The 15,611-nt window shown below is 46.0% G+C and carries 12 protein-coding genes; all 12 read right to left on the minus strand.

Annotated elements, in window-relative coordinates; genetic code table 11:
• Positions 1–156: 156 nt before the first annotated feature.
• The 12 genes from M0R36_02880 to tpx all read right to left on the minus strand — a co-directional run bounded on the left by M0R36_02880 (position 157) and on the right by tpx (position 15,542).
• Positions 157–1,587, minus strand: a complete 1,431-nt coding sequence (locus tag M0R36_02880) for a glutamate synthase subunit beta (protein MCK9554745.1) — start codon at positions 1,585–1,587, stop codon at positions 157–159.
• Positions 1,580–6,088 carry a glutamate synthase large subunit gene (gltB, locus tag M0R36_02885; protein MCK9554746.1) on the minus strand — a complete coding sequence of 1,503 codons (4,509 nt, stop codon included), beginning with the start codon at positions 6,086–6,088 and terminating at the stop codon, positions 1,580–1,582. The genes M0R36_02880 and gltB overlap by 8 nt, the downstream gene beginning before the upstream one ends.
• 94 nt (positions 6,089–6,182) lie before the next feature.
• A complete protein-coding gene (locus M0R36_02890) occupies positions 6,183–8,291 on the minus strand; it encodes a glutamine synthetase III (GenBank protein MCK9554747.1) in 2,109 nt (702 codons plus the stop codon).
• A gap of 200 nt (positions 8,292–8,491) precedes the next feature.
• Complete coding sequence (locus tag M0R36_02895; GenBank protein MCK9554748.1) at positions 8,492–9,829, minus strand: ammonium transporter; 1,338 nt, start codon at positions 9,827–9,829, stop codon at positions 8,492–8,494.
• Between the two features lie 54 nt (positions 9,830–9,883).
• Positions 9,884–10,063, minus strand: coding sequence for a hypothetical protein (locus M0R36_02900; GenBank protein ID MCK9554749.1), 180 nt, complete (start codon positions 10,061–10,063; stop codon positions 9,884–9,886).
• A gap of 32 nt (positions 10,064–10,095) precedes the next feature.
• Positions 10,096–10,437, minus strand: coding sequence for a P-II family nitrogen regulator (locus M0R36_02905; protein MCK9554750.1), 342 nt, complete (start codon positions 10,435–10,437; stop codon positions 10,096–10,098).
• Between the two features lie 63 nt (positions 10,438–10,500).
• Positions 10,501–11,832, minus strand: a complete 1,332-nt coding sequence (locus tag M0R36_02910; protein ID MCK9554751.1) for an ammonium transporter — start codon at positions 11,830–11,832, stop codon at positions 10,501–10,503.
• A 21-nt stretch (positions 11,833–11,853) separates the two neighbouring features.
• Positions 11,854–12,603 carry a hypothetical protein gene (locus M0R36_02915; protein MCK9554752.1) on the minus strand — a complete coding sequence of 250 codons (750 nt, stop codon included), beginning with the start codon at positions 12,601–12,603 and terminating at the stop codon, positions 11,854–11,856.
• A gap of 249 nt (positions 12,604–12,852) precedes the next feature.
• A complete protein-coding gene (locus tag M0R36_02920; GenBank protein MCK9554753.1) occupies positions 12,853–14,064 on the minus strand; it encodes a permease in 1,212 nt (403 codons plus the stop codon).
• Positions 14,065–14,068: 4 nt separating this feature from the next.
• Complete coding sequence (locus M0R36_02925) at positions 14,069–14,545, minus strand: ferritin family protein (protein ID MCK9554754.1); 477 nt, start codon at positions 14,543–14,545, stop codon at positions 14,069–14,071.
• Complete coding sequence (locus tag M0R36_02930) at positions 14,546–15,004, minus strand: pyridoxamine 5'-phosphate oxidase family protein (GenBank protein ID MCK9554755.1); 459 nt, start codon at positions 15,002–15,004, stop codon at positions 14,546–14,548.
• A gap of 22 nt (positions 15,005–15,026) precedes the next feature.
• Positions 15,027–15,542: a thiol peroxidase gene (gene tpx / locus M0R36_02935; protein MCK9554756.1), complete on the minus strand. Its 516-nt coding sequence runs from the start codon at positions 15,540–15,542 to the stop codon at positions 15,027–15,029.
• Positions 15,543–15,611: the final 69 nt, after the last annotated feature.

The following is a 15,611-nucleotide window of genomic DNA, read 5'->3' on the forward strand; positions in this document are numbered from 1 at the left end:
CTTGCTTATCTTAAACAACGCTTCAAGCTGATCTTCATATGATTTTTTTCCCGAAGGCATGCCATTCCGTCTCCCGATCAGTTCCGCAAACCGAAAATCTGCAGTTTTTTTACATCAAATACTATCATTTCAAAACACCCTTGTCCACAACAGCCGTTATTTTTTGCTTCCTGTTAAATAACCATGTATGGACTGAGCAGCTCTTCTCCCTTCATCAAAAGCCCAGACGACCAGAGACTGCCCTCTGCGGGAATCCCCGGCGGAAAAGACCTTCTCAACAGAAGTCATATAGTTTTCATCCGTTTTTATGTTGCCTCTTTTATCTTTTTCAAGCTTCAAATCGGACACAACTCCTTTATGCTCCACATGAACAAACCCAACCGCAAGAATAACCATATCAGCTTCAATTTCAAACTCGCTCCCTTTTATCTCTTTCATGACAGGACACCGGTCCGCGTCCGTTTCGGAAAAATCAACCCTGACACACGATATTCTCTCAATCCGGTTTTTACTGCCGCAAAATTCCTTTGTCAATACACTCCAGTTTCTTTCTCCCCCTTCTTCATGGCTGGAAGAAGTTTTTAATATCAAGGGGTATAAAGGCCATGGATGCCTATCGCTCCTGCACTCGTCAGGTTTAGGCATAACTTCTATCTGCGCCACGCAGGACGCGCCCTGTCTGTTCGCGGTGCCCACGCAATCGGAGCCTGTATCCCCTCCGCCGATCACGACAACTTTTTTCCCTTTGGCATTAATTATATCTCCGGCTATTTTTTCACCGGAAAATATCCTGTTCTGCTGGCTCAGATAATCCATCGCGAAGTATATGCCTTTTAAATCCCTGCCTTTGATGTCTAAATCCCTCGGCACTCTTGAACCCAGGCAGAGACAAACCGCATCGAACTCTTTTAACATCTTTTGCGCTTTATATTTTTTTCCGACTTCAACATTTGTCTTAAAAGAAATGCCTTCCTTTTTAAAAATATCCGTTCTCCGGTCCAGGATATATTTCTCAAGTTTAAAATCAGGGATGCCATACCTTAATATCCCCCCGATTCCTGAATCCCTCTCGAAAACAGTCACATCGTAGCCCATTTTATTCAGGTTTGCCGCGCAAGACAGTCCGGCCGGGCCTGACCCTACAACAGCTACTTTTTTCCCTGTTCTCTTCTGCGGCGGACGGGGAACAACCAGCCCGCGCGAAAAGGACTCCTCAATTATAGAAAGTTCGTTCTCTCTTATCGTCACGGGGTCGTCATTTATACCGAGGACACAAGCATATTCGCATAGAGCGGGGCATATTCTTCCCGTCACTTCCGGCATTATATTGGTAGAGTTAAGGAGCTCGAACGCTTTATCCCCCAAACCTGAGAACAGATAATCGTTCCATTCAGGAATATAATTCCCTATGGGACAACCCCAATTACAGAACGGAGTTCCGCAATCCATACATCTTGAAGCCTGTTCAGCGGACTTTTCCGGGCTTCTTAAAGCCACAACATCCCTGTAATCCCTGACTCTTTCGCAAACAGGTCTGTATTCTGAAATTGTCCTTTTGACTTTCAAGAAACCTCGAGGGTCACCCATCGGAAACCTCCGTCAACCCGATCTTCTCTTCAACTTCCCGGGATTCGAGTATTTTTTTGTATTCAAGAGGAATAACTTTGACAAAATCAGCCAGTTTATCATTGAAACTTTCGATTATGCCGGAAGCTATACGGCTTCCCGTATACTTAGAATGGTTATGAATAAGGTTGTAAATAACGGTTTTGTCTTCTTCCGTACATTTTTCCAGGCTGACCATTTTTAAATTACATCTATCCCTGAAAAGTTTTTCTCTGTCATAAACATACGCTATTCCCCCGGACATCCCCGCCGCAAAATTTCTTCCGGTTTTTCCCAGAATAATCACCCTGCCTCCCGTCATATACTCGCAACCGTGGTCCCCAACACCCTCAACGACGGCGTTGATGCCTGAATTCCTTACGCAGAATCTTTCTCCCGCTATTCCTCTTATATAAGCTTCTCCCCTGATCGCGCCGTAAAAAGCCGTATTACCAATAACTATATTTGCGCCGGGAGAATACTTTGATTTTTTATATGGATATATTATTATCTTTCCTCCCGACAGGCCTTTCCCCACATAATCATTGGCCATCCCTTCAAGCTCAAAAGTTATTCCTCTTGCCAGCCATGCCCCGAAACTCTGGCCGGCAATACCTGAAAATCCAACATGTATAGTATCTTCAGGCAACCCGCTGTCTCCATAAACCTTACAGACTTCACCGCTCAACATAGCGCCCGCAGCCCTGTCCGTGTTTTTAATAGCAACCATTTCCCTGACCGGCTTCCTGTCTATCAACGCCCTTTTGCATTTGCGGACCAGTTTCTTATCGAGCACCTCTTCAATGCCGTGATCCTGTTTCTCAGTGCAATAAACGTTCACACCGGCTGGAACTTCCGGCCTGTACAATATCCGCGAATAGTCAATCGCGCCGGCTTTCCACGGAATTATATCCCTCTTTAATTTAAGGAGATCCGTTCTCCCTACCATTTCATCTATGGTCCTTATTCCCAGGGAAGCCATGATTTCCCTAAGTTCATGCGCGATAAAATGCATGTAAGTGACGACATGTTCAAATCTTCCCCTGAAATTTTTCTGGAGCATGTCATCCTGCGTCGCAACGCCGACAGAACAATTGTTCAGGTGGCAATGTCTCAGCATCACACAGCCCAACACGATAAGACAAGCTGTGCAAAAACCGAATTCTTCGGCCCCGAGCAGGGCCGCAATCGCAACATCCTTTCCTGTCCTCATTTGCCCGTCAGCCTGCAGCCTTACCCTGTTTCTCAGGTCATTCATCACAAGTGTCTGGTGCGTCTCTGAAACACCCAATTCCCACGGCAGCCCGGCATGTTTTATCGAGCTCAGGGGAGAAGCTCCCGTTCCCCCGTCGCCGCCCGAGATTAAAATCATATCCGCATGGCCTTTAGCAACACCCGCGGCAACAGTTCCAACTCCTATTTCGGAAACGAGTTTCACGCTGATTCTCGCAAAAGGATTCACGTTTTTCAGGTCAAATATTAACTGCGCCAAGTCCTCAATCGAATATATATCATGATGAGGGGGAGGCGAAATCAGAGTAACTCCCGGCGTGGTGTATCTGGTGCTGGCTATTACGACACTGACTTTATGTCCGGGTAATTGTCCTCCTTCCCCGGGTTTCGCGCCCTGCGCTATCTTTATCTGAAGTTCATCCGCGTTCACAAGGTAATTCGTTGTAACTCCGAACCTGCCGGAAGCAATTTGTTTTATCGCGCTCCTTTTCGAATGCCCGCTGTGAAGAGAAATAAATCTGGAAGGGTCTTCACCTCCTTCGCCGGTGTTTGATTTTCCGCCTATCCTGTTCATCGCAAGGGCTAAACTCTCGTGCGCAGGCCTGCTTATCGAACCGAAACTCATAGCTCCCGTAACAAATCTTTTGAATATGCTTTCCGGTTTTTCAACTTCTTTCAACGGTATCGGGTTCCCCCCTGCAACATCCAACAGTCCTCTTAATGTCGCGGGGTTAGCCGCCTGATTGTTTATCATTGAAGCAAATTCTTTATACCTGTCATAGTTCTCCTGCCGCGCGGCATCCTGCAGCGCCGATATGGTATCGGGGTTCCACATATGGAATTCCCCGTCCTTTTTCCACTGGTATATACCGCCGGCAGGCAATATATAATCATCTTTCGATGACGCGTACGCCAACCGGTGCCTTTGAAGGGTCTCTTCGGCAATTATGTCAAGCGTTGCCCCTCCTATTCTCGATACAGTACCGGTAAAACATCTTTCGATAACGTCACCGGCAAGCCCCAGCGCTTCAAATATCTGCGCGCCGCGATAACTTCTCAGAGTAGATATTCCCATTTTAGAAAGTATTTTCAATATTCCCTTATTAACGGCCTTAATATAATTCTTCCTGGCCGTATCCGGGGTTACGCTTATTTCTTTCTCGTCATACAGTTTTCCCACCAGTTCAAACGCCATATAAGGGTTTACGCATCCGGCCCCATAGCCGAAAAGCAGCGCGAAATGATGCACTTCCCTCGGTTCTGCGCTTTCAAGGATCAGGGCGATTTGAGACCTGGAACCGCTGTTGACAAGAGTTTGATGGACAGCCCCGACCGCAAGCAAGGCGGGTAAAGCGGCGTATTCACCATTAACTCCCCTGTCGCTCAGAATAAGGAAGGGGTATCCCTCCTTTACGGCGGCAAGCGATTCGGCGCATACCCTTTCAAGTGCTTTGTGGAAATTCTTTGTTTCTCCGGATTTGAATAAAATTGATATGGTTTTTGAATGCAGGCCTTTTTCTTTTATATTTTTCATCCTTGATAGATCATCATCCGTAAGGATAGGATGCTCGAGCCACAATTTGCCGCAGTGGAGAGGTGTCTCATCCAGAAGATTTTTCCTGGTGCCCATATAACATTCAAGGCTCATTACAAGTTCTTCCCTTATGGGATCTATCGGCGGATTTGTAACCTGAGCAAACAGTTGGCGGAAATAGTTATATAAAAGCTGCGGGTTTTCAGATAACACAGCATGGGGAGTGTCATTACCCATCGAGCCTATAGGTTCTTCTCCCTTTTCCGCCATAGGCCTGATTAAAAATTTTAAATCTTCTCTCGTATAGCCGAATGTTTTAAGGACCTTATACGAAATCTCCGTTTTCCCGCTCTGTTTCACGGGCTCCGGAAGCTTGCTCAGTTTCAGGAGATTCTCATCAAGCCATGTCTTATACGGCCGCCGCCCGGAAACTTCTCTCTTGATTTCGTCATCTTCTATTATCCTTCCGGCCTCAGTGTCAACAAAAAGCATTTTCCCCGGTTCCAATCTTCCCGAAAAAGAGATATCCTCCGGTTTTATATCAAGCACCCCGACTTCGGATGCCATTACGACCATATCATCTCTCGTAACAATATACCTTGCCGGCCTTAAACCGTTCCTGTCAAGAACAGCCCCGATTCTTAACCCGTCTGTAAAAGCTATTGCGGCCGGACCGTCCCACGGCTCCATAAGGCATGCGTGATACCTGTAAAAACTTTTAAGCTTTTCATCCATCAGGTCATTCTGTTCCCACGCCGCGGGTATTAACATCATCATGGAATGAGCCAGGCTCCTTCCGGCCAAAACCAACAGTTCAAATACGTTATCAATTGACGCGGAATCACTCCCGTCCGGGACAATAACATGTTTTATTTTTTCTATGTCATTCCCGAAATAATCACTGCTTAGAAGACCCTCTTTCGCCTTCATCCAGTTTATATTTCCCCGAAGAGTGTTGATTTCCCCGTTATGCGCAAGAAACCTGAACGGCTGGGCCAGGTCCCATGTCGGAAATGTATTGGTGCTGTACCTCGAATGGACAAGACATATCGCGCTTTCAATGTCCCTGTCACTAAGATCCGCGAAAAACCCTTTTAATTGCGAAGGCATTAAAAGGCCTTTATATGCAAAGGTTTTTGATGAAAGGTTTGTTATATAAAAAAATGATTTCTGGGTAATATCGGATTTGCGCACGGCGTTTTCAATCTGCCTTCTTATTATATAAAGCCTGCGTTCAAAAGAATCCGCATCTTTAATCCCGTTCCCCCTTTTAATAAAAACCTGCTCTATAACCGGTTTGGTGCCTTTCGCTTTTTCACCGAGAACAGAATCGTTTACGGGGACTTCTCTCCATCCGAGAAGATGCTGATCCTCGCGTCTTATGAAATCGGAGAAGATCTTTTTGCAGAATTTTCTTTCCTCGGCGGATTCAGGAAGGAACACCATGCCTGAAGCGTAAAAACCTTCTCCAGGCAGGTCAATCCCTGTTTTCCCGCAGATCTTGGCGAAAAATTTATGAGGCGTCTGGATAAGGATTCCCGCTCCGTCTCCAGTTTTAGGGTCAGAGCCTGTGGCGCCGCGGTGAGAAAGCCTGTTAAGGACTTTAATCCCTTTATCAACTATATCCTGCGAGCTCCTGCCCTTAATATCACAGACAAAACCCACACCACAGCTGTCGTGCTCAAACCTCGGATCATAAAGTCCCCTGTTCCTCATTGCAAATATCCCGTTTTTGAATCAAAACCATTTACGACAATTCCGGCACCAAAATTTTTGGCGCCGGAATTGACCTGTTTTTGATACGTTATATTTAAATCATGAACATCATTTCCGCATATGTGGCTAACGGCCACTCATCATCCGGCAGCAAACCTTCAAGGGTATCCACCGCCTTCCTTAATTTCAGCATAAGTTCCTTTTTCTCTTTGGCGCTTCCGCCGTCTTCCGCAGCTTTTTCAAGCTTCTCAATGCCGGCCAGAACATTTTCCGTCTGCTCACATACAGAAGCCGAGAGGCTCCTGAAATGCTTCATCTTGCCGTCCTTAAGGATTTTTTCCGTTTCGTTAATTGTTATCGCCAGATGCCTCTGGTAGTTCATTGCGGCCGGTATAATCATCGTGCGCGCGATAGTTACGGAACATTCCGATTCCACATGTATGATTTCTTCATACTGTTTTTTATAGACTTCATATCTCGAACTCAGTTCCCTCTTTGAAAGAACGCTGTATTTCTCGAAGAGATCCACCGCTTTTTTGCTCTTCAAGATTTCAATCGCTTCGGGCGTATTGACTATATTCGGCAGTCCTCTCTTTTCAGCTTCTTTCTTCCACGCATCGGTATAATTATCGCCGTTAAAAATAATCCTCTTGTGTTTCTTGACTATATCTTTCAGAACCGCCTGGAGGGATTCGTTAAAATCCTTCCCCGCGTCCCTGTCTTTTTCCAGTTGCGCGCAGATCTCATCTATAGCGCTGGCTACTATGGTGTTCAAAGCGACATTAGGGCCGGCGCAATTCTGGTTCGAGCCGACTGCCCGGAATTCGAACTTATTACCCGTAAAAGCAAACGGGGATGTCCTGTTTCTGTCCGTTACATCTCTCGGCAATTTCGGCAGGGACGAAACTCCTATCTCAATAATTCCGCCGTTCTTGGAGCTCTTGGCGCCGTCCTTTTCCACCTGCTCGATAATATCCGTCAGCTGTTCGCCGAGGAATATTGACAATATCGCCGGAGGAGCCTCATTCGCCCCGAGCCTGTGGTCGTTGCCCGCCGTAGCGACGGTCGCTCTCAAAATGTCGGAATATGTATCAACCGCTTTCATCAGCGCGCAAATCACCGTGAGAAATTTCGCGTTCTCATGAGGATTATCTCCGGGGCTCAGCCAATTTTTACCGTCCGGACCTACTATAGACCAGTTATTATGCTTGCCTGATCCGTTCACACCGGCAAACGGTTTTTCATGGAGAAGGCACACAAAATCATGTCTTTCCGCGACTTCCTTCAAAATCTCCATAAGTATCATATTATGGTCCACGGCAAGGTTCAGCGTTTCATAGACATTGGCTATTTCAAACTGCGCAGGGCAGACTTCATTATGTCTTGTCTTCGCCGGAATCCCCATTTTCCATAGTTCCCTGTCGAGGTCATCCATAAAATCTATCACGCGCCTTTTTATGGCGCCGAAATAATGATCTTCCATCTGCTGGTGTTTGGCAGGGGCCTTTCCGAACAGTGTCCTGCCTGTCTGCAACAGGTCAAGCCGGCTCTCATAAAAAGCTTTATCTATGAGAAAATATTCCTGCTCGGGTCCAAGGGTAACATGGGCCTTGTTCCCGTTATCCTCTACTCCGAATAATCTTCCCAGTCGGCAAACCTGTTTTGAAAGAGCATCCATAGACCTCAATAAAGGCGCCTTCTTATCCAGCGCGTCTCCGTAATATCCGCAAAAAACAGTCGGTATACAAAGGACGGCGCCCTCCTTTGATTTTTTAATGAAAGCAGGGCTTGTGGGATCCCATGCGGTATAACCGCGAGCCTCAAACGTCGTCCTTAATCCGCCTGACGGGAAACTCGAGGCATCCGGCTCACCCTTAATAAGCTCTTTCCCCGAAAACTGAAGGATTACTCCGCCTTCCCTGTCCGGAAATATGAATGAATCATGTTTTTCGGCCGTCGCTCCCGTTAAGGGCTGGAACCAGTGGGTGAAATGTGTAGCGCCTTTGGATAAGGCCCATGTTTTCATCGCATCCGCGACTTCATCCGCAATATCGGGATTAAGCGTATATCCCTTTTCAATAGTCGCTTTCAGGGATTCGATGGCCTTATCCGACAGATAATTTCTCATCGTTTTAAAGCTGAAGATGTTTTCGCCGTAGATATCGAAAACAGTATTGTTATTATCAATGTTTTTACCGCTCATATTCATCTCCTTTTAATTACAGTTAAATGAAAAAAGGCATTCAAAAACCATAATGGTTTAAGAACGCCTCTGTTTTACATTATTCCGGCACAACCCTGTGCTCTTAAAAAAATCGAAGTCATTTTTACTATATGCTTTCGTAATTGTCAAGTCAATTTTAAACGATTTCATATAATTTTTCCACATTTTAACCATTTTCCTTACTCGGTCAGAAATATCTGGAAACCTGAATATGATTCCATGCCGTGCTCCCCGATATCAAGACCTTTCAATTCTTCATCCCTGTTGACTCTCAATCCTACTGTTAAATCAATGATTTTAAAAATCACGCCCATAGACAGCACCACAAATAAAATCACGGAACAAACCCCAAGAGCCTGAATAGCGAGTTGCGTAAATCCTCCTCCATACAATAAGCCGTTATTCGCCAGGCCCAGCGTTTTTTGCCCGAATAACCCTACAGCCAGAGTTCCCCACACACCGTTTAAACCGTGTACGGGAACGGCTCCTACAGGGTCATCCACGCCGAACTTGTCAAGCAGCACCACCCCCATGATTACAAGAACGCCGCCTACAGCCCCTATCAGGACAGCGGCCCACGGCTCGATAAAAGCGCATGGGGCGGTTATAGCCACTAACCCGGCCAGAGCCCCGTTCATAGCCATGGAAAGGTCAGGTTTTCCGAACATCTTCCAGACCATTATCATCGCCGCAATACCTCCCGCCGCCGCGGCAAGGTTTGTATTAATGGCGACTCTAGCGATAAGGCTCCCGTCTCCCACACTCAATGTAGATCCGGGGTTGAAACCGAACCACCCGAACCAAAGTATAAAAACGCCGAGTGACGCAAGAGGGATATTATGCCCGGTAATAACGTTTGGAGACCCGTCCTGTTTAAACTTGCCTATCCTGGGCTTCAAAAGTATTGTTCCTATCAGAGCCGCGAAACCGCCTACCGCATGGACAACCGTAGAACCGGCAAAATCCGTGAAGTTAAGCTTTGCAAGCCATCCTCCGCCCCATATCCAGTGCCCTATAATAGGATAAATGAAAGCCGATATCAGAAAAGAATATATAAGGTATGCCGCAAATTTCATCCTCTCGGCCATTCCTCCGGCAACTATGGTCGCAGCCGCTCCGCAAAAAGCCGCCTGAAAAAGCCAGAAGGCAAACATGGGAACACCTGCGCCGGATTCAGCCCCCGCCAGAAACCAGCCTTTCAAACCGATAAAATCATTTCCGGCCCCGAACATTATGGCATACCCGAATATAAAAAACCCTATGGACGCCATGCAGAAATCCAGAAAGTTTTTCGTCAGGATATTACATGTATTCTTAGCTCTTATAAAACCGGCCTCAACCATGCCGAAACCGGCCTGCATGAAAAAAACCAGAAAAGCAGCTATCAACACCCACATCGTATCTATTCCAACGGTACTGGCATATGAATTTTCTTCCGCCGCCTGCGCGACGCCGCCGGACATAAACAGTAACGCAGGAGCAACCGCCCCGGCAACTTTAAAGAACCCCGTCTTCATTAATACCTCCTTTTTCCTGTTTGAATATCCAATTGCGAAACAAAAATCAAAAAATTACCCGATGTTTAATTTTTCTTTAACCATCTTTGCGTAGATTTTGTTTATCCTGTTTGTTTTCATCCATCTTTCAATCGTCGAAACATGGACATCTGTTATCCTCGATAAGTCATATAAGGTATAACCTCTTTCTTCTTTAACAGCCTTTATTTTCTCCATCAATTTTTTGTCTTCCATAACGCATCTCTCCGGTTTTTCGCATATCCTCCCTACCCTATGGCTTCCGAACCTTTTTCACCTGTTCTAATCCTTATGCATTCAGGAAGATCGAGGATAAATATTTTTCCGTCGCCGATTTTTCCTGTTTTGGCGCCTTTGATAATCGCGTCGACAGTCGGCTTGACAAAATCTTCATTAACCGCAATCTCAAGTTTGACTTTTTTAAGCAGGTTTATCTCATGTATTACGCCTCTGTATGTTTCCGTATAACCTCTCTGCTGTCCGCACCCGAGGACATTGCTTACAGTCATCTTATGCACCTCAGCCTGGAACAACGCTTTTTTCACATCCGGCAGTTTATGCGGCTGAATCATGGCAACTATAAGTTTCATATTTGTTTCTCCTTTCCTTTGGCCGGGGGCCTGTCCTTTCCCCCGGCCGTCGTTAATTAATATTTATTCAGTGGTAAATATCTGGAAACCCGCATAGGATTCCATCCCATGTTCGCTTATATCGAGACCTTTAAGCTGCTCTTCATCGGAGACTCTCAGCCCCATCGTTTTCCTTATGATATAGAAGAGCGCAAAAGCAGAACCGAAAGTCCACGCGAAAACAGACGCCACGCCTGTCAACTGGACAAGGAACTGGCTCATTCCGCCCCCAAATAAAAGCCCGTTAACCCCTCCGTACGCCTCCTGGGCAAATATTCCCGTGGCAAGAGTACCGAAGGCGCCGCAGACCCCGTGTACGGAAATGGCTCCTACAGGGTCATCTATATGTAAAACCCTATCAATGAACTCGACACTCAAAACTACCAATACACCGGCTATAGCGCCGATGATTACCGCGCTCATGGGAGAAACATTCGCGCACGAGGCGGTTATCGCGACCAATCCCGCGAGGGCGCCGTTCAGAGCCATACTGGTATCAGGTTTTCCGAACTGCACCCAGATAGTTATCATGGCTGTTATAGCACCTGCCGCCGCAGCCAGATTCGTTGTTACCGCAATGACAGCTATACTCAGATTAGTACCCGCTGTTGTGCTTCCCGGGTTAAAACCGAACCACCCGAACCAAAGGATAAAAACTCCAAGGGCCGCAAGGGGGATGTTATGTCCCGGAATCGCATTGGAACTGCCGTCCTTGTTGTACTTGCCCAACCTCGGTCCGAGGAGAATAGCGCCGGCAAGGGCAGACCATCCTCCGACCGAATGCACAACCGTAGACCCGGCAAAATCTATCATTCCCCTTCCCGCAAGCCATCCGCCTCCCCATATCCAATGCCCGACAACAGGATATATAACAGCGGAAATAAAGACACTGTATACAAGGTACGCGCTGAACTTTGTCCTTTCAGCCATCGCCCCGGAAACTATCGTAGCCGCTGTAGCAGCAAACACAACCTGGAACATCCAGTAGGCAAACTGCCACATTCCTTCTCCCGTCGCAGTTGTGGCGGAACTCAGGAAAAACCCGTTTGTACCGAATAATCCGAACTTATCCGCTCCGAACATCACTCCGAAACCTATGACAAAGAAAGCTATCGATCCGACAGAAAAATCCATAAGGTTTTTCATCATGATATTCGCTGCGTTTTTAGCTCTCGTGAATCCGGTTTCGACCATCGCAAATCCGGCCTGCATAAAAAATACCAGGAAAGCCGCCATCAATGTCCAGACTGTGTCAATCGCTGTCGCATTGGAATCAGCCGTATGGTCAGCGACTGCCTCGCCGCCGATAAACAAAATGGCCGCCACAGCAATAAAGTAAGGCAAATACCGTTTCATATCAAAAACCTCCCTTCTCTATCAGAAGTTGACTTTGAATGAACAGCCCGCGTAGAATTCATCCGTATACTGGCTGTCCATAGCAATCGATTCGCTTACATGAGGTTCTATGGTGAAATATTTCCCGACAGGAACAGTAACGCTCAGCGTCAGCAAAGTATTTGTAAAACTGCCTTCATAGCCCCACTGTTTGTCGTTATATCCCATAGAAGCCCCTAAATTTATGGAAAAGGCCTCGAATTCAAACGAATGGCCGATACCCCATTCAAGGTATGTCCCGTCCCCCTCTTTAAAATCATGGTATGCCGTAAAATAAGGCTGAAGCAGGACATCAAGCGCAATCCCTCCGTAAAATTCCTGTGTATCCGAATCATCTATATTCGGAAAATGGTAGTATATATAGCCGCCGGACAAACTCACTTTTTCAAGCGTTTCATTAATGAATCCGAGATCAAAAGTGACATCGGCGGTAAAATCATTCTCCGTCCACTCCCTTGCAGGGCTGTCATCGTCATTTCTGTCTGCGTCATAATTGCCCCACCAGTTAACAGAGAACCATTTGTAGCCCGCTGTCGCGCTGGGCTGGACGACAAACCCGTCAACAAGCGCCTGTCCCCTCCAGATATACTTTGAATTCAGGTCCACCGCAAGCTCGTAATCCAGCTCTGACAGGGGAGCCGGCACAAATGTCTCCTTCCCGTCTTGAGCGAAAACATCTAAAGCAAACGCAAGTGAAACAAAAAATAATCCCGCTACAACCAGTCTTTTCATCTTTTTCCTCCTTTTCTGAAAAATAAAAAAACCCATTTCGCCGATTCATCGGCGCAAATGGGCTTCACTGCCTGAAAACAAAAAAAGTCCTTTAAGCTATACCCAGCTCAAAGGACTTCGTTATCCGGAATTTCTTTCCCTGAAAACAAAAAAAGCGCTCTTTTACCAAGAACGCTTCATCGCTTTTTAAACACAGGCCCTGTGTTTTTTTTAAATTACGCGTTAATATAACCCGCTATTCAAGGTTTGTCAAGATTTTTTTTCGGGATGATACCCTTCTTTTTTTATGGTATCCTCAATAATCTCCGGCGAAACCTTCCCTTTTATCCTCACTGTTTTTAAATCTATATCCACCGACACCTCTTCTACTCCGCTAATGCCAAACAGGGCTTTTTCTATTTTTTTTCCGCAGTTCCCGCAATGGATATCAGGAACTGAGATTTCAATATCGGGATCTTTAATTTTACACCTTCTTTTAAAAAATCCCGGCGCAATCATCCCCAGCAGCAACACAGCCGAAACAGCTTTGACCCAAACAGGCAGCATCTTGCCGTGCCCCGTTATCATATCCGGGTCTTCGCCGAAAAAAGCCCATATATAATTAAAAATAAGTCCGAGCAGCACTGCGGTGGATATAATACTGACTAAATAAATATAAAATGACCTTTTTCCCAACTTTGCCATGACAAAAGATAAAGTTATGGCATTTGTCGCAGGCCCGACTATTAAAAATATAAGCGCCGCGCCGGGGGAAAATCCCTTAATCATCAGCGCCGCCGCTATGGGAATAGAGCCGGTGGCGCATACATATAACGGGACACCCACAACAATTGCCGCAACAAAATCCCATGGAAAGACAAGGTATTCCGCAAAAAAATCTCCGGGGATAAAAGCGGCTATCGCCCCCCCTATAACAGTACCTGTAATCAGCCATTTCCCGATATCCTGAGGCACTTCCGCGAAAGCATAGTGTATGAGTTCTTTAAATTTCAGCCTGATTTTGACTTTTGTTTTTAATTTTCCGCTGTTTTCGGTCACAGGCGGTTCATTATCTTTTTTGCCGAATAAAAAATCTATTACTCCAACCGCTATCCCGGACAGGAAAGCCGCCAAAGGCCTGAACACGGCAAACAACGGGCCCATTAAAGAAAATGTGGCCAGTATCGAATCTACGCCCGTAGTCGGGGTCGAAACCAGAAAAGCCAGCACACTCGGCGTATTTGCCCCGTCTTTTTTCAGAGAATTTGCAAGGGGGATAACGCCGCAGGAACAAACCGGCAGAGGGACACCGAAAAAAGTGGCTTTTACAATCGAAAGCAAACTGTGTTTGCCGAGGTGCCGTTTAATGAAATCCGCTCCTAAAAAAACATGCAGGAAACCGGCAATAAACATACCCAGAAGCAGGTACGGGGAAACTTCAAGCCACAACTCTATTACATTATTATAAAAGTTTGCAAACATAAATTTAAACGGTCTTCTTCAGGTCGTTAAGCTTTTTTATATGGTTTTCTTCCTGTAAAATGATTTTATCTATCAGCAACTCATCTTCCGCAGACACGGCTTTTTTGGCCTCCTCAAAAAACCTGATCGATTCCTCTTCAAAAGACACGGCCATTTTAACGGCTTCTTCGCTGTCCTTTATTCCCGCCGCAACCTCATGGCCTTTATCTTTTTTCGTGAAGACGCTTTGATCCGCGATTTTTTTCAGGTACGCAAAATATTCTTCAGGATAAAGTTCGACCGGCTCGTAATCCTGGACGGAATTAAGTATCTTGCTGAAAACCTTGACATGCTTTGATTCCTCAACAGCAAGATATTCGAACACTTTTTTTGCTTTCTCATCCCTTATTGCGGAGGCAAGGTCGCTATAAAAATCGAAGCCGTTCTTTTCTATCTGTATGCCCATTTCAACCACTTCACTGCCCGAAAACGACTCGCTCATTTAATCCTCCGGATTATTTTTTACAGGAGCAAGATCGATTATCTTTTCCACATCGACCTCTATAATATACTTCGGTCCCGGCATCAGGGCTTCGGGATGGCTGGGGTGCCCCTTCCGGCCCCTGACGCTGTTTACGATTCTTGTGACTATCCTCCCGTGAATTTTTTTCTTCCAGTCTTCCGCCATATCCGGGGGTATTTCATCCTCATTAATTTCCCTGGCCCTGCCTTTGATGCAGAAGCCCCTGAAACTGTGTTCGTCCACAGCCGTAATAGCTATATGGGGATTGTCTTTAAGGTTTGCGCGGGTTTTACCCGTATAAAGGTCTATCAGATATATTTTTTCTTCATCTATCCTGACTATCCCCTTGCAGGAATTATGAGGATACCCGTCAGCCCCTATCGTGGAAACAACCGTAAAACCCTGTTTCCCCAGAAAACTTATAATCTCTTTTTTCAATTTCATCGCCGGACCATAATATCTATTTTAAAATTTCTTTTAAGGCGTTTAAGGCCGCTTCATAATCGGGATGGCTGGTCAACTCCTTAACATATTCAGTGTATTTTACCATATTATTTCTGTCTATGACAAATATCGCCCTGGCCAGCAGGCGCAATTCTTTTATCAGAACTCCGTATTTTTCGCCGAAATCCGCATACCTGTGGTCAGAAAATGTTTTTACGGCTTTTATCTTATTGTCATGGCAAAACCTTTTCTGGGCGAAAGGCAGGTCCATGGAAATAAAGATTATATCCAGGTTCCCGGACAACTTTGAAGCTTCATCATTAAATCTTCTTATCTGGAGGTCGCAGATTGGGGTATCGAGAGAAGGAACCGAAGCTATAAGTTTGACCTTGTTTTTAAACTCGGCCAGCGTGACTTCCTTTAAATCCGCGTCGAGCACTTTAAAGTCGGGAGCCGGCCGGCCGGCCCGGATCCTGTCTCCGGCAAGCGCCGCGGGTCTGCCTTTAACTGTAATTTCCGTCCTGCGTTCCATATAAGAGCGCCTTTCTTTTTATCATGAAACTCAACGGGCAGTTTAGCGTCATACCCGGGACTGAATAAC

The sequence above is a fragment of the bacterium genome, from assembly GCA_023228325.1.
Lineage (GTDB): Bacteria > Auribacterota > UBA6266 > UBA6266 > UBA6266 > UBA6266.

Coding starts and splice junctions, on each gene's coding strand:
- M0R36_02880 (MCK9554745.1), bottom strand. CDS start 1,587: ATGGGTGACCCTCGAGGTTTCTTGAAAGTCAAAAGGACAATTTCAGAA.
- gltB (MCK9554746.1), bottom strand. CDS start 6,088: ATGAGGAACAGGGGACTTTATGATCCGAGGTTTGAGCACGACAGCTGT.
- M0R36_02890 (MCK9554747.1), bottom strand. CDS start 8,291: ATGAGCGGTAAAAACATTGATAATAACAATACTGTTTTCGATATCTAC.
- M0R36_02895 (MCK9554748.1), bottom strand. CDS start 9,829: ATGAAGACGGGGTTCTTTAAAGTTGCCGGGGCGGTTGCTCCTGCGTTA.
- M0R36_02900 (MCK9554749.1), bottom strand. CDS start 10,063: ATGGAAGACAAAAAATTGATGGAGAAAATAAAGGCTGTTAAAGAAGAA.
- M0R36_02905 (MCK9554750.1), bottom strand. CDS start 10,437: ATGAAACTTATAGTTGCCATGATTCAGCCGCATAAACTGCCGGATGTG.
- M0R36_02910 (MCK9554751.1), bottom strand. CDS start 11,832: ATGAAACGGTATTTGCCTTACTTTATTGCTGTGGCGGCCATTTTGTTT.
- M0R36_02915 (MCK9554752.1), bottom strand. CDS start 12,603: ATGAAAAGACTGGTTGTAGCGGGATTATTTTTTGTTTCACTTGCGTTT.
- M0R36_02920 (MCK9554753.1), bottom strand. CDS start 14,064: ATGTTTGCAAACTTTTATAATAATGTAATAGAGTTGTGGCTTGAAGTT.
- M0R36_02925 (MCK9554754.1), bottom strand. CDS start 14,545: ATGAGCGAGTCGTTTTCGGGCAGTGAAGTGGTTGAAATGGGCATACAG.
- tpx (MCK9554756.1), bottom strand. CDS start 15,542: ATGGAACGCAGGACGGAAATTACAGTTAAAGGCAGACCCGCGGCGCTT.